Consider the following 13,795-nt stretch of genomic DNA (forward strand, 5'->3'; position numbering starts at 1 on the left):
TTTGCGTCCTGTCTTCCCCTGCCCTGGAGTACTGCCTTTGAATGCGACGACCATCAACAGCCTGTTCTTGATCGGCGCGTTGCTGGTGACTGCGAGCATTCTGGTGAGTTCGCTTTCGTCACGCCTGGGGATCCCCATCCTGGTGATTATCCTGGCCGTGGGCATGACCGCCGGGGTCGATGGCGGTGGCATCATTTTCGACAACTACCCGACCGCCTACCTGGTGGGCAACCTCGCCCTCGCCGTGATCCTGCTCGACGGCGGTTTGCGCACCCGGGTGGCGAGTTTCCGCGTGGCGCTGTGGCCGGCATTGTCCCTGGCCACGGTGGGGGTGTTGATTACCACCGGCCTCACGGGCATGGCCGCGGCCTGGCTGTTCGACCTCAATATCATCCAGGGCCTGCTGATTGGTGCCATTGTCGGCTCCACGGACGCCGCGGCGGTGTTCTCACTGCTGGGCGGCAAGGGCCTCAACGAGCGGGTCAGCGCCAGCCTGGAAATCGAATCGGGCAGTAACGATCCGATGGCGGTGTTCCTCACCGTCACCCTGATCGACATGCTCGCCAGCGGCCAGACCGGCCTGCACTGGAGCCTGCTCACGCACCTGATCCGCGAATTCGGCATCGGTGGCCTGGTAGGCCTGGGTGGCGGCTGGCTGATGTTGCAGCTGGTCAACCGCATCAACCTGGCCAACGGCCTGTACCCGATCCTGGTGATCGCCGGCGGCCTGTTCGTGTTTGCCCTGACCAACGCCCTGCACGGCAGCGGCTTCCTCGCCGTGTACCTGTGCGGGCTGGTGATCGGCAACCGCCCGGTGCGCAGCCGCCATGGCATTTTGCACATGCTCGACGGCATGGCCTGGCTGGCGCAGATCGGGATGTTCTTGGTGCTGGGCCTGCTGGTCACGCCTCACGACTTGCTGCCCATCGCCCTGCCCGCCCTGGGCCTGGCGCTGTGGATGATCCTGTTTGCCCGGCCGCTGTCGGTGATGGTTGGCCTGCTGCCATTCAAAGCGTTCCACGGGCGCGAAAAGGCCTTTATCGCCTGGGTCGGCCTGCGCGGCGCGGTACCGATCATCCTCGCGGTGTTCCCGCTGATGGCCGGTCTGCCCCATGCACAGCTGTACTTCAACCTGGCGTTCTTTATCGTGCTGGTCTCGCTGTTGGTGCAGGGCACCAGCCTGCCGTGGGTGGCCAAGTTGCTCAAAGTCACCGTACCGCCAGACCCGGCACCGATCTCCCGCGCAGCCCTGGAAGTGCACGTCACCAGCGAGTGGGAGCTGTTCGTCTACCGCCTCGGCGCCGAGAAATGGTGCATCGGCGCGGCCCTGCGCGAGCTGAAAATGCCCGAAGGCACGCGCATCGCCGCGCTGTTTCGTGGCCAGCAACTGCTCCATCCGTCGGGTAGTACGGTGCTGGAAGTCGACGATTTGCTCTGTGTGATCGGCCACGAACACAACCTGCCGGCTCTGGGCAAACTGTTCAGCCAGGCACCGCAACGGGGCCTCGATTTGCGCTTCTTCGGCGACTTCGTCCTCGAAGGCGACGCCCAGCTGGGCGCGGTTTCCGCCTTGTACGGGCTCAAGCTTGAGGGTATCGACCCGGACATGCCGCTGAGCCGTTTCATCACCCAGAAGGTGGGCGGTGCACCGGTAGTCGGCGACCAGGTGGAGTGGAACAACACCATCTGGACCGTCGCGGTCATGGACGGGAACAAGATTGGCAAAGTCGGCGTCAGATTCCCCGAAGGAAGTCGCCCGGGCCCCGGACTCTTCCTCTAAACTGCGGGACAACGACGCCCCGATTCTTCACTTTGCAAGACCGGTCTCTATGCCAACCCTGCGTACTTTTCTCGCCACTGCCCTGCTGGGCCTGACCCTTTGTGTTGGCAGCGTATATGCCGCCGACCCGCCCAGCGCCGAAGCCGTCCAGCAAAGCCTGGATAAACTGCCCGACCGCAAGCTGCCTGACGCCGACATGAAGGCGCTGCAGGCGACCCTGCAACAGACCCTGACCTACTTGGGCAATCAGCAGGACTACGAGCAGCGCCTGGCCGACCTCAAGCGCCAGCTGGAAGAGGCCCCGCGCCAGACCAATGAGAACCAGCGTGAGCTGGCGCGCCTCAAGGCCACCAAAATCATTCCGGTGGCCCAACGCTACGCCAGCCTGCCGGTGCCGCAGCTTGAGCAGTTATTGGTGCAACGCAGCACCCAGCAAGGCGACCTGCAAAAAGAACTGGCCGACGCCAACAGCCTGACCATCGCCGCCCAGACCCGCCCCGAGCGCGCTCAGACCGAAATCAGCAGCAGCCAGACGCGCATCCAGCAAATCAACGCGACGCTCAAGCTTGGCAAAGACAACGGCAAGCCCCTCAGCAGCGACCAGCGCAACCAGCTCAACGCCGAACTGGCGGCCCTGAATGCCTTGATTCCCCTGCGCCGCCAGGAATTGGCCGGCAACAGCCAGCTGCAAGATTTGGGCAACAGCCAGCATGACCTGATCCAGGAAAAAACCGCACGCCTGGAGCAGGAAATCCAGGACCTGCAAACCCTGATCAACCAGAAACGCCTGGCCCAGTCCCAGCAGACGGTGACCCAACAGTCCATCGAAGCGCAGAAAGCCGGGGGCAGCAGCATCCTGGCCAAGGAAAGCGCAGACAACCTGAAGCTGTCCGACTACCTGCTCAAAAGCACCGACCGCCTCAACGACCTGACCCAGAAAAACCTGCAGACCAAGCAGCAACTGGACACCGTGACCCAAAGCGATTCGGCCCTGGACGAGCAGATCAACGTGCTCAAGGGCAGCCTGCTGCTGTCCAAGATTCTCTATAAACAAAAGCAGGCCCTGCCGCGTCTGACCGTGGACAAAGACCTGGCCGACGACATCGCCAACATTCGCCTGTACCAGTTCGAGGTCAACCAACAGCGAGAGCTGATCACCTCCCCCAGCGCCTATGTGGACAACCTGCTGGCCAACCAGCCGCCAGATGAAGTCACCCCGCAACTGCGCCGCACCCTGCTGGAAGTGGCGATCACCCGCAGCGACCTGCTGGAACGCCTGAGCCGCGAACTGAGCGCACTGCTCAACGAATCCATCACCCTGCAACTGAACCAGAAACAACTGCTCAGCACCGCCAGCACCCTGCGCGCCACGCTCGATGAGCAAATGTTCTGGATCCCCAGCAACAAGCCGCTGGACACTGAATGGCTGGAAACCGTACCGGCGCATCTGAGCAAACAGGTCACCACCCTGCCCTGGGCGTCCAGCGTCAGTGAGCTGTATGACGGCCTGACCCAACGCCCGCTGCTGTTCCTGCCGTTGCTGTTGCTGATCGGCGCGCTGCTGTGGCGGCGCAATGCGCTGTATGTGCGCCTGAAAAAGGTTCACCAAGACATCGGCCACTTCAAGCGCGACAGCCAGTGGCATACGCCGCAGGCCATCCTGATCAACATCCTGCTGGCGATGCCCGTGGCCCTGGGCCTGGCGCTGTGCGGCTACGCGTTGCAGATCGACGCCCGCGGGCAAAACGCCAACCTGGGCGCGGCCTTGCTGCAGATCGCCCAAGCCTGGCTGGTGTTCTACACCGCCTACCGCATCCTCGCGCCGGGCGGCGTGGCGGAGCTGCACTTTCGCTGGGAGAGGCCGCAGGTCGAATTCCTGCAAGGCTGGATACGCAAGCTCGGGCTGGTGGTACTGGCGTTGGTGGCCGTGGTCGCAATTGCCGAACATCAACCGGCCGCGCTGGCTGACGACGTGTTGGGTATCGCCGTGGTACTGACCTGTTACGGGCTGATGGCCTGGCTGCTGGGCCGCCTGCTGCTGAACAGCCCAACCCACGAAAAGGCCTCATTGTTTCGCAAAGCGATCGGGGTGGTGTTCACCGCCCTGCCCATCGCGCTGTTTATTGCCGTGTGCTTTGGCTATTACTACACCGCGCTGAAACTCAGTGACCGGCTGATCAACACCCTGTACCTGCTGATGTTCTGGCTGGTGATCGAAGCCACCTTCGTGCGCGGCCTGGGTGTTGCCGCACGGCGCCTGGCCTACGCCCGCGCCCTGGCCAAACGCCAGGCAGCCAAGGAGGCCGGTGACGGCGAAGCGGTGATCGAAGAGCCGACCCTGGACATCGAGCAGGTCAACGAACAGTCCATGCGCCTGATCCGCCTGGCCCTGCTCGGCGGCTTTATCGCGGCGTTGTATTGGGTGTGGTCGGACCTGATCTCGGTATTTTCCTACCTGGACAACGTCACGCTGTACGAATACACCAGCGGTACCGGTGCGAATATCAGCATGGTGCCCATCAGCATCGGCGACCTGCTGGGCGCGTCGATTATCATCGGTATCACCTTCGCCCTGGCGCGCAACCTGCCCGGCCTGCTGGAAGTGCTGGTGCTGTCCAAGCTCGACCTGGCCCAAGGCAGCGCCTACGCCACCACCACCTTGCTGTCCTACATCATTGCCGGCGTGGGCTTTGTCACCACCCTTTCCACCCTCGGTGTGAGTTGGGACAAGCTGCAATGGCTGGTGGCCGCGCTGTCGGTGGGCCTGGGTTTCGGCATGCAGGAGATCTTCGCCAACTTCATCTCCGGCATCATGATTTTGTTCGAACGCCCGGTGCGCATCGGCGACACCATTACCATCGGCAACCTGTCGGGTACGGTGAGCAAGATCCGTATTCGTGCCACCACCATTACCGACTTCGACAATAAAGACATCATTGTCCCCAACAAGACCTTCATTACCGGGCAGTTGATCAACTGGTCGCTGACCGACACCATCACTCGGGTGACCCTCAAACTCGGCGTGGACTACGGCTCCGACCTCGACCTGGTGAAGGAACTGTTACTGAAAGCCGCTCGGGAAAACCCTCGGGTCCTGAAAGAACCGGAACCCCATGTGTACTTCCTCAACTTCGGCGAAAGCACACTGGACCACGAGCTGCGCATGCACGTGCGCGACCTGGGCGACCGCAACCCGGTGCTCGACGAGGTCAACCGCTTTATCAACCGTGAGTTCAAGAAACAGCACATCAACATCTCGTTCCGGCAGATGGAGATCTACCTGAAAAACCTCCACGGCCAGGAATACAAACTGGTGCCGGCCGAGGATGAGCGCAAGACCATCGTGCAGCCCGTCGACCAGCCCGACGCCCCAGAGCCACCTGCGGGCAAAGTGGTGGATGCGCCGGAGCCGCCACCCAGCAAACTCGACTAAATGCCCTATCCCCAGCAGAATGCTCGGACATTCTGCTGGAGATGGCCGGTGAAAGCCCTCGACGAACTGACCTTCGACAATCGCTTCGCACGCCTGGGCGATGCGTTCTCAACCCACGTTCTGCCCGAACCCCTGGACGAACCGCGCCTGGTGGTAGCGAGCAAGGCCGCCATGGCGCTGCTCGACCTCGACCCGGCCGTGGCCGAAACCTCCGTGTTTGCCGAACTGTTTGGCGGCCACAAACTGTGGGCCGAAGCCGAGCCACGGGCGATGGTGTATTCCGGGCATCAATTCGGCGGCTACACGCCGCAACTGGGCGATGGCCGCGGGTTGCTGCTGGGCGAGGTCTATAACGAGGCCGGCAAGCATTGGGATTTGCACCTCAAGGGCGCCGGGATGACGCCTTACTCGCGCATGGGCGACGGGCGGGCGGTGTTGCGCTCTTCGATTCGTGAATTCCTCGCCTCCGAAGCCCTGCATGCGCTGGGCATCCCCACCAGCCGCGCCCTGTGCGTGATCGGCTCCAGCACGCCGGTATGGCGGGAGAAACAGGAACGCGGAGCGATGGTTTTACGCCTGGCCCACAGCCATATTCGCTTCGGGCACTTCGAATATTTCTATTACACCAAGAAGCCTGAGCAACAGGCCGAACTGGCCGAGCACGTGCTGAACCTGCACTACCCAGAATGCCGCGAGCAACCCGAGCCTTACCTGGCGATGTTCCGCGAGATCGTCGAGCGCAACGCCGAAATGATCGCCAAGTGGCAGGCTTATGGTTTTTGCCACGGCGTGATGAACACCGACAACATGTCGATCCTGGGCATTACCTTCGACTTCGGGCCCTTCGCGTTTCTCGATGATTTTGACGCGCACTTCATCTGCAACCATTCCGATCATGAAGGCCGCTACTCCTTCAGCAACCAGGTGCCGATCGGGCAGTGGAACCTCAGCGCCTTGGCCCAGGCGCTCACGCCGTTTATCAGCGTTGACGCACTGAAAGAAGCCCTCGGCCTGTACCTGCCGCTGTACCAAGCGCACTACCTGGACTTGATGCGCCGCCGCCTGGGCCTGACCACCGCCGAAGACGCCGACCAGCAGTTGGTGGAGCGCTTGCTCAAGCTGATGCAGAACAGCGGCGTGGACTACACGCTGTTCTTGCGCCACCTGGGCGATGAACCCGCTGCTCTGGCCGTGGCGCGGCTACGTGATGACTTTGTCGACCTGGCCGGGTTCGACGCCTGGGCCGAGCAGTACAAGGCCCGCGTGGCGCGGGACGGGGATTACACCCAGGAACAGCGCCGTGAGCGCATGCACGCGGTCAACCCGCTATATATCCTGCGCAACTACCTGGCCCAAAACGCCATCGCCGCCGCCGAATCAGGCGACTACAGCGAAGTCCGGCGGCTGCATGAAGTGTTGACCAGGCCGTTTGAGGAGCAAGCAGGGATGGAGCAGTACGCGCAACGGCCGCCGGATTGGGGCAAGCATTTGGAGATTAGTTGTTCGTCGTAAGTCCTAAAGACGGTCGGATTATTCTGCGGTGAGTAGGCTCATCAGATCTGAGGCATACGCTGATGCTCCAGATCATAGGCCTCCACCCAGTCAGAAATGATGTCAAGTAGCCCACTCATTGGATGGTCTTCATCTTCTCCTGTGATATCGAGCAGCTCATCAATCGCCTCGACCAGGACGCCATAATCATCCTCGGTTTGGGGTTTGCGCAGCAGCGTTGCAACGTAAGGCCAATGTTCAATGGCCAGTTTTAGAGCGTGGTTCATGCTTTGTCCTTTTTTCGCGTGTTGATAAACCGCGTCGCCGACACCAGATTGAAGCCAATAGCCGCCCCCAAGGAGCCCCCGATGTCCGAATCTCTTGTAATCCCCTGCCCACATTGCAACGGCCTCAACCGCATCCCCGGCGAACGCCTGGCTGATGCGCCCAAGTGCGGGCGTTGCAAGCAGTCGGTGTTGCTGAACAAACCCTTTGATTTGAAACAGGGTGACTATGCCAGCCAGATCAAGGGCGACCTGCCGCTCCTGGTCGATGTGTGGGCCGACTGGTGCGGGCCGTGCAAGTCGTTTGCTCCGATATTCGAACAGGCCGCCGGGCAGTTGGAAGGCAAGTGCCGGCTGGCGAAGCTGGACAGTGAGGCTAACCAGAAGCTGTCGGCTCAGCTGGGGATTCGCTCGATTCCCAGTTTGATACTGTTCAAGAACGGCCGCGAAGTGGCGCGCCAGAGTGGGGCATTTCCGTTGCCGCAGTTGATGAGTTGGTTGCGTAGCCAGGGGGTGTAAACATCCTCCTCCATCAACTCGGTCAATGTGGGAGCTGGCTTGCCTGCGATGCAGGCGACTCGGTCTGCCTGGTACACCGAGGTGATGCCATCGCAGGCAAGCCAGCTCCCACATTAGATGCATTTCATGCGTTAGGTCAGCGGGGCTTCGCGGTCCATCATCTGGCTGACCAGCATGACGCCCAGTTCGCTTAACTGGTGGATGGCCAGCGCTACGTCGCGGTGTTCGCCGGTGAGGTCGTTGGACAGGTTGAGCAGCAAGGTGCGCACCGAGGAGAAGGTTTCGTAGCTGTTGAGTACGAGGGTTTCGGTGGGGAGGTTGGGTGAAACATTGAAAAGACGGATAGACATGCATTTGTTCCCTGATAGGGCCACTACCGTTTCGCTACTAAACGAAGGGTGGCAGCTGTACGCAGGTTAGTAGACCGGGGAACAAAGCAAAGACCGGCGCACCCGAAGGTGCCCTGCGCACAGCCACCATCAGATAGGCGATAAACGCCATGCTTTTGGAGCAGGTGCACATGCTTTGGTCGGTCGGGCTACTAAACCCGATCACTGAACATTCAGCGACCGGCAAACCTTAGAGACGCCCATCCAGACGCACAAGCCGGCGGATTCTGGCGTAGCTGTAGGCAAGGTTACAAGGCACAAGCCCAATTGCCAGCCCCTTCCTACATACCTTGTGGGACAAATCCAACTCACCTGCCGACATGCAATCCAAACTGTGGGAGCTGGCTTGCCTGCGATAACGGTGTTCCAGGCGACACATTGAGTCAATGTGCCGCCCTCATCGCGGGCAAGCCCGGCTCCCACAGTGTTCGGTGTTGCCTGTGGGGTCAGGCGTTCTCAAGTAAGTTATGCAACTCCACAAACTGCTGCGTCAGCTTATGCCGTGGGTCCAGATGAATCAGCGGCTTGCTCTCCTGGTGCGACTCGCGCATACGCACGGAGCTGGCCAGGTACACCGGCAGTACCGGCAGCCCTTCGGCAATCAACTCATCGAGAATCTGTTGCGGCAGGCTCGCCCGTGCCTGGAATTGGTTGACCACGATGCCTTCCACTTCCAGGCCTTCGTTATGGTCGTCCTTCAATTCTTCGATCTCTGCTAGCAGGCCATACAACGCCTGGCGCGAGAAGCTGTCACAATCGAAGGGGATCAGCACGCGATCAGCGGCAATCAGCGCCGAAACCGCATAGAAGTTCAAGGCCGGAGGCGTATCCAGGTAAATCCGGTCGTAATCCTCGCTCAGCTCATCCAGCAGCTTTCGCAGCTTGTTGATTTTGTGCTTGGCTTCGAGCTTGGGCTGCAGGTCTGCCAGCTCGGCGGTGGCGGTGATCACGTGCAGGTTGTCGAACGGCGTTTCGTAGATATCCACCTTGTTCTTCTTCGAAAACGGCCCGGAAGACAACGTCTGCTTGAAAAAATCCGCGATCCCCATGGGGATGTCGTCACCCGTCAGCCCAGTGAGGTACTGGGTTGAGTTGGCCTGTGCATCGAGGTCCACCAACAGGGTTCGATAACCTTCGCTGGCGCTGACCGCCGCCAGGTTGCAGGCGATGCTGGACTTGCCCACACCGCCTTTTTGATTGAACACCACGCGCCGCATGGAAAAACCTCCGTGTATCAATGAATCCCCCGAGTGTAGAGCGCAAAAGCGCCGGTTAGCTACCTCGTTCATCCTTGCGCGCTGTCTGGCTCACAAATGAATGGAAACCGCGTAACGATCGAGTCCGGCCTTTGATCGCCGATAATCTGCAAATTCTTCCAACTTATTTGTGATCATTAGTGAACAAACTTTCACCACTATTTGCTAGAACCCCACAGCACCGGGATAATGCGCGCCATACGGCCATTGCTCCCTGTCCCGGAATCCGGGGCCATTGGCCGCACATGGAAGCCCGCAGGGGCGGGATAACTTCTCAGTGATCAACTTCAACATCGCCCAATGGCGCGCCTGGGCTCCCGGCCTTGCGAGTGCGGACGACTGGTACGCCTGGTGCCGGGACCCGGTGTTGCCGCCTGTCAGCGAAGCGTCCCCCGATGTGTCATTTTTGCCAGCCATGCAGCGCCGCCGTCTGAGCCGGCTGGCGCGCATGGCGTTCAGCGTCGGCTGGCCGCTGGCCGAGGGCCTTGAAGACCTGCCGCTGGTGTTTATTTCCCGCCACGGCGAAACCCCGCGCACCCTGGACATCCTCAGTGACCTGGCCAACGAGCAGCCGCTGTCGCCCACTCAGTTCAGCCTGTCGGTGCATAACGCGGTGATTGGCCTGTGGTCGATCCTGCGCAATGAAACCAGCGAGATGACCGCCCTCGCCGCCGCCGGCGATGGCCTCGAACACGGCCTGCTCGAAGCCGCCGCGTTGCTCAACGAAGGCGCCGCCGCCGTATTGCTGGTGATCACCGAAGAACAACCGCCCCACGCCTACGCCAGCTGGATTAGGGATGTGCCCTTCCCCTACGCCCTCGGCCTGTTGCTCACGCCGGGCGACGAGTGGCAACTGGAACTCACCACCGGCACTGTCCAACTCACTCAAACCCAGTGGCCCCACGCCCTGAACCTGCTGCGCACCCTGCTGACCGAACAGGGCGCCTGCCAACATGCCTGGAAGAACCGAGTATGGAACTGGCAACGCAAGCCCTGACCCACAAGCCACGGCAGGCCTATTATTGGCGCCTGTTCGCCACGGCCCTCAGCTTTTGCCTGTTTGGCATCGGCGGGCTGTGCCTGCGTTTGCTGGTCTTTCCGTTGCTCAGTTGCCTGCCGGGCGACGCCAGCCAGCATCAACGGCGCGCACGCCACACCATCAGTTGCCTGTTCTGGTTTTTCATTCGCCTGATGAAGGGCCTGGGCATTCTCACGTACAGCGTCGAGGGTGCCGAAAAGCTTGGCCGCCCTGGCCAGATGATCGTCGCCAACCACCCGTCGCTGATCGACGTGGTGTTCCTGATCGGCCTGATGCGCCAGACCAACTGCGTGGTCAAGCAGAGCCTGTTCCAGAACCCGTTCACCCGCAGCCCGGTGCGCGATGCCGGCTATATCAGCAATGACGGCAGTGCCGACATGCTCGATGCCGCAGCCGACGCCCTGCGCGCCGGCCAGACGCTGATCATCTTTCCCGAAGGCACCCGCACCACGCCGGGCGCGGCGCCGGCCTTTCATCGCGGCGGTGCGGCCATTGCGCTGCGTGGTGCGACAATCATCACGCCAGTGGTGATCAAGGTCAGCCCCACCACCCTGACCAAGGCCGAACCCTGGTATCGCATCCCCCACCGTCGATTTCACTTCAGTTTGCGCGTGGGCGCCGATATAGAGCCACAAGCGTTTGCCGCAGTCGGGCCCGCGCCCCAGGCTTCACGCAAGCTCAACGATCACCTGCATCACTATTTCATTAAGGAGCTCGCCGAAGATGAGCGACCAACACCGCCTTGAGCACGACATAAAGACGCTGATCATCGAGGCCCTGGGCCTGGAAGACATCAGCCCCGACGATATTGGCAGCGAGCAGACCCTGTTTGGCGAAGGCCTGGGCCTGGATTCGGTCGATGCGCTGGAATTGGGCCTGGCGATCCAGAAAAAATACGGCATCAAAATCGATGCCGACGCCAAGGACACCCGCAATCACTTCACCAACGTGGCCAGCCTTGCGGCGTTCGTCACGGCCCGACAGGCAGCTTGAGACCGTACCATGCAAACTCGTGACGATATCTTCAACACCCTGCGCGACGCCTTGGTGGAACTGTTTGAACTGCCCCCGGAACGCGTCACCCTCGACGCCAACCTGTACCAGGACCTGGAAATCGACAGCATCGACGCCGTGGACCTGATCGACCACATCAAGCGCCAGACCGGCAAGAAAATCGCCGCCGAAGAGTTCAAGGCGGTACGCACGGTGAACGACGTGGTAGAGGCGGTGTACCGTCTGGTCCAGCCCGCCGCATGAGCCGGCTGATCGGCCTTGGCCTTTTATTGGCGGGGCTGCTGTACCCCTTCGCCGTGTATTACGGCACCGAGCATTTTGCACCCTGGCAGTTCGGCTTGCTGTTGGGCAGCCTGTGGCTGTTGCGCGCGCTCACCGCTGCGCGGCGCCCGGGCAGCCGTTGGATGGCGGTGGTGGTGATCGTGTTTTGCCTGGCACTGGCATGGTTCGATAACCCGCAGTGGCTGCGCTGGTACCCGAGCCTGGTCAGCGGGTTCATGCTGGCGCTGTTCGGCCTGAGCCTGAAATACGGCCCGCCGATGGTCGAGCGCCTGGCACGCATGACCGACCCGCACCTGCCGCCCCACGCGGTGGTGTATACCCGCCGGGTCACCCTGGTGTGGAGTGTGTTTTTTCTCTGTAATGGCCTGCTCGCCGCCGCGCTCACCCTGTGGGCACCGCTGAGCTGGTGGACGTTGTACAACGGCCTGATCGCCTACGGGCTGATGGGGCTGTTGTTTGCCGTGGAATGGCTGGTACGACAAAGGGTTCGAGGCCGCGTATGAATGGGTTGAAACTTGAGCACTTGCTGCTTGAGCCGCTGCAAAATCGTTGGGTAACCACTGAGCCCGAGATGAACCACGCGCAACTGTGGGAGCAGTCGCTGAGCCTGGCGGCGGGCCTGCAAGCCCGGGGTATCCGGCGCCTGGCCGTGCACCTGGAAGACGCCGGGCTGCTGGCGATTGCGCTGCTGGGCGCCTGGCGCGCAGGCGCGAGCGTGCTGCTGCCCGCCGACCTGCAACCCCAGACGCGCCAACGCTGGACCGACGCCGTGGATGCCTGGCTGGTCGAAGCCAGCGACCTGGACGCGCTGTATCAAGTGCCCTTGAGCGCCGCCGCCCTCGACCTGGACACTTGCCAACTGAGCCTGTGCACCTCCGGCTCCAGCGGCGAGCCCAAGCGCATCGACAAGTCCCTGCGCCAGTTGGCCAATGAAGTAGAGGCGCTGGAGGCCCTGTGGGGCAAAGACCTCAAGGACGCCTGCATCATCGGCAGTGTCGCCACCCAGCATATCTACGGCTTGCTGTTTCGCGTGCTGTGGCCGCTGTGCGCAGGTCGCACCTTTGTGCGCAAACAACTGGCGTTCCCCGAAGACATGCAGCGCGCCAGCCGAGAGCACCGGCAATTTGCCTGGGTGGCCAGCCCGGCGTTGCTCAAGCGCATGGGCGACAACCTCGACTGGCCGGCACTGAGCCAGGTTGCGCGAGTGTTTTCCTCCGGCGGTGCATTGCCGATTGAAGCTGCCGGCAGCCTCTACGACCGTTTACAGCAATGGCCGACGGAAATCCTCGGCAGCTCGGAAACCGGCGGCATCGCCTGGCGCCAGGGTGCGCAACCCTGGCAGCCGTTTGCCGATGTACAACTGAGCCAGGATGCCGACGGCGCTCTGCGTATCGCATCAAAATACCTGCCCGAAGGGCACATCGAACAGACTGCCGACGCTGCACGCATCCATGCCGATGGCCGTTTTGAGTTGCTGGGCCGCCTGGACCGTATCGTCAAGCTGGAAGAGAAACGCATCTCCCTGCCGATGCTCGAACAGGCGTTGATGACCCACCCGTGGGTCGCCGAAACCCGCTTGGGCGTGGTGCAGGAAAACCGCGCCTCCCTCGGCGCGCTGGTGGTGCTCAGCAGCGATGGCTTGCATGCCCTGCGCAACCAGGGCCGCCGCACGCTCACCCAAACCTTGCGCCAGCACTTGAGCCAACATTGCGAGGCCCTGGCCTTGCCGCGCCGCTGGCGCTTGCTGCGCCAACTGCCGCTGAACAGCCAGGGCAAGCTGCCTCAGGCCGGTGTCGAAGCCTTGTTGCTGGCGCCTCGCCCCAAGGGGCCCGAGGTGTTGGCGCAAGTCGAAACCGAAGGTGAATGGACCTTGCAACTGAGCATCCCACCGGACCTGGCCTATTTCAGCGGGCACTTCCCGGTCACCCCAGTATTGCCGGGGGTGGTGCAGGTGGAATGGGCGTTCAACCTGGGCCAGCAATTGCTCGACCTGCCAACCCGGTTCGCCGGCATGGAAGTACTCAAGTTCCAGCAACTGGTGCGCCCGGGCGATCACATCGAACTGCACCTGCGCTTTGATCGGGAGCGTAGCAAACTGTACTTCGCCTATCGCAATGGCGTTGCGGCGTGCTCAAGCGGGCGGATCGTGCTGGAGGCCGCGCATGCATAAGCCGGGTGAGCACTTCGTGCTCAATCGCGGGCAAGCCCGCTCCCACACTGGATCAGTGTCGGCCAACAATCTTGTGTGCACAGCAAATCCAATGTGGGAGCTGGCTTGCCTGCGATGCAGGCGGCCCGGTGTATCGGG

The 13,795-nt window shown here is 61.7% G+C and carries 13 protein-coding genes; 10 read left to right on the plus strand and 3 right to left on the minus strand.

Going from position 1 to position 13,795, the window contains the following annotated elements; genetic code table 11:
* Positions 1-37: 37 nt before the first annotated feature.
* The 3 genes from BOP96_RS04215 to selO are packed head-to-tail and all read left to right on the plus strand — an operon-like array spanning position 38 to position 6,725.
* On the plus strand, positions 38-1,780 hold the full coding sequence (locus BOP96_RS04215) for a potassium/proton antiporter (RefSeq protein ID WP_014716612.1): 1,743 nt from the start codon (positions 38-40) through the stop codon (positions 1,778-1,780).
* A 49-nt stretch (positions 1,781-1,829) separates the two neighbouring features.
* A complete protein-coding gene (gene mscK, locus BOP96_RS04220; protein ID WP_014716611.1) occupies positions 1,830-5,213 on the plus strand; it encodes a mechanosensitive channel MscK in 3,384 nt (1,127 codons plus the stop codon).
* 48 nt (positions 5,214-5,261) lie between these two features.
* Positions 5,262-6,725: a protein adenylyltransferase SelO gene (gene selO / locus BOP96_RS04225; protein WP_073451921.1), complete on the plus strand. Its 1,464-nt coding sequence runs from the start codon at positions 5,262-5,264 to the stop codon at positions 6,723-6,725.
* Positions 6,726-6,766: 41 nt separating this feature from the next.
* Here selO and BOP96_RS04230 read toward each other — a convergent pair whose 3' ends face one another.
* Positions 6,767-6,991, minus strand: a complete 225-nt coding sequence (locus tag BOP96_RS04230) for a hypothetical protein (protein WP_032904074.1) — start codon at positions 6,989-6,991, stop codon at positions 6,767-6,769.
* An 81-nt stretch (positions 6,992-7,072) separates the two neighbouring features.
* On the opposite strand from BOP96_RS04230, the gene trxC reads away from it, so the two are divergent.
* A complete protein-coding gene (gene trxC / locus BOP96_RS04235; protein ID WP_073451923.1) occupies positions 7,073-7,507 on the plus strand; it encodes a thioredoxin TrxC in 435 nt (144 codons plus the stop codon).
* 131 nt (positions 7,508-7,638) lie between these two features.
* On the opposite strand, the gene BOP96_RS04240 is transcribed toward trxC, so the two are convergent.
* Positions 7,639-7,857 (minus strand): DUF6124 family protein, encoded by a 219-nt coding sequence (locus tag BOP96_RS04240; protein ID WP_014716607.1) that lies wholly within the window; start codon positions 7,855-7,857, stop codon positions 7,639-7,641.
* 485 nt (positions 7,858-8,342) lie between these two features.
* Positions 8,343-9,113 (minus strand): ParA family protein, encoded by a 771-nt coding sequence (locus tag BOP96_RS04245; RefSeq protein WP_020301660.1) that lies wholly within the window; start codon positions 9,111-9,113, stop codon positions 8,343-8,345.
* 316 nt (positions 9,114-9,429) lie between these two features.
* Between BOP96_RS04245 and BOP96_RS04250 the strand changes: the two genes are divergently transcribed.
* From BOP96_RS04250 to BOP96_RS04275, 6 genes are read left to right on the plus strand one after another with little or no spacing between them, the layout of a single operon-like run.
* The gene (locus BOP96_RS04250; RefSeq protein WP_014716605.1) at positions 9,430-10,149 is read left to right on the plus strand and encodes a beta-ketoacyl synthase chain length factor; all 720 of its coding nucleotides are present in this window, start codon (positions 9,430-9,432) and stop codon (positions 10,147-10,149) included.
* A complete protein-coding gene (locus BOP96_RS04255) occupies positions 10,125-10,937 on the plus strand; it encodes a lysophospholipid acyltransferase family protein (RefSeq protein WP_003187953.1) in 813 nt (270 codons plus the stop codon). Before BOP96_RS04250 ends, BOP96_RS04255 begins: the two co-directional genes overlap by 25 nt.
* Positions 10,915-11,184, plus strand: coding sequence for a phosphopantetheine-binding protein (locus BOP96_RS04260; RefSeq protein WP_073451925.1), 270 nt, complete (start codon positions 10,915-10,917; stop codon positions 11,182-11,184). The genes BOP96_RS04255 and BOP96_RS04260 overlap by 23 nt, the downstream gene beginning before the upstream one ends.
* A 9-nt stretch (positions 11,185-11,193) precedes the next feature.
* On the plus strand, positions 11,194-11,448 hold the full coding sequence (locus BOP96_RS04265; protein ID WP_003187949.1) for an acyl carrier protein: 255 nt from the start codon (positions 11,194-11,196) through the stop codon (positions 11,446-11,448).
* Positions 11,445-11,990, plus strand: a complete 546-nt coding sequence (locus tag BOP96_RS04270) for a membrane protein (RefSeq protein ID WP_014716602.1) — start codon at positions 11,445-11,447, stop codon at positions 11,988-11,990. Before BOP96_RS04265 ends, BOP96_RS04270 begins: the two co-directional genes overlap by 4 nt.
* Positions 11,987-13,657 carry an acyl-CoA synthetase family protein gene (locus BOP96_RS04275; protein WP_073451927.1) on the plus strand — a complete coding sequence of 557 codons (1,671 nt, stop codon included), beginning with the start codon at positions 11,987-11,989 and terminating at the stop codon, positions 13,655-13,657. Before BOP96_RS04270 ends, BOP96_RS04275 begins: the two co-directional genes overlap by 4 nt.
* Positions 13,658-13,795 lie beyond the last annotated feature (138 nt).

It is taken from the genome of Pseudomonas sp. FSL W5-0203 (genome assembly GCF_001896155.1).
GTDB classification, from domain to species: Bacteria; Pseudomonadota; Gammaproteobacteria; order Pseudomonadales; family Pseudomonadaceae; genus Aquipseudomonas; species Aquipseudomonas paracarnis.

Bases quoted from the DNA above. Each gene is read 5' to 3' on its own strand.
- mscK (WP_014716611.1), top strand. From the start codon at position 1,830: ATGCCAACCCTGCGTACTTTTCTCGCCACTGCCCTGCTGGGCCTGACC.
- BOP96_RS04230 (WP_032904074.1), bottom strand. From the start codon at position 6,991: ATGAACCACGCTCTAAAACTGGCCATTGAACATTGGCCTTACGTTGCA.
- trxC (WP_073451923.1), top strand. From the start codon at position 7,073: ATGTCCGAATCTCTTGTAATCCCCTGCCCACATTGCAACGGCCTCAAC.
- BOP96_RS04240 (WP_014716607.1), bottom strand. From the start codon at position 7,857: ATGTCTATCCGTCTTTTCAATGTTTCACCCAACCTCCCCACCGAAACC.
- BOP96_RS04245 (WP_020301660.1), bottom strand. From the start codon at position 9,113: ATGCGGCGCGTGGTGTTCAATCAAAAAGGCGGTGTGGGCAAGTCCAGC.
- BOP96_RS04255 (WP_003187953.1), top strand. From the start codon at position 10,125: ATGGAACTGGCAACGCAAGCCCTGACCCACAAGCCACGGCAGGCCTAT.
- BOP96_RS04260 (WP_073451925.1), top strand. From the start codon at position 10,915: ATGAGCGACCAACACCGCCTTGAGCACGACATAAAGACGCTGATCATC.
- BOP96_RS04265 (WP_003187949.1), top strand. From the start codon at position 11,194: ATGCAAACTCGTGACGATATCTTCAACACCCTGCGCGACGCCTTGGTG.
- BOP96_RS04270 (WP_014716602.1), top strand. From the start codon at position 11,445: ATGAGCCGGCTGATCGGCCTTGGCCTTTTATTGGCGGGGCTGCTGTAC.
- BOP96_RS04275 (WP_073451927.1), top strand. From the start codon at position 11,987: ATGAATGGGTTGAAACTTGAGCACTTGCTGCTTGAGCCGCTGCAAAAT.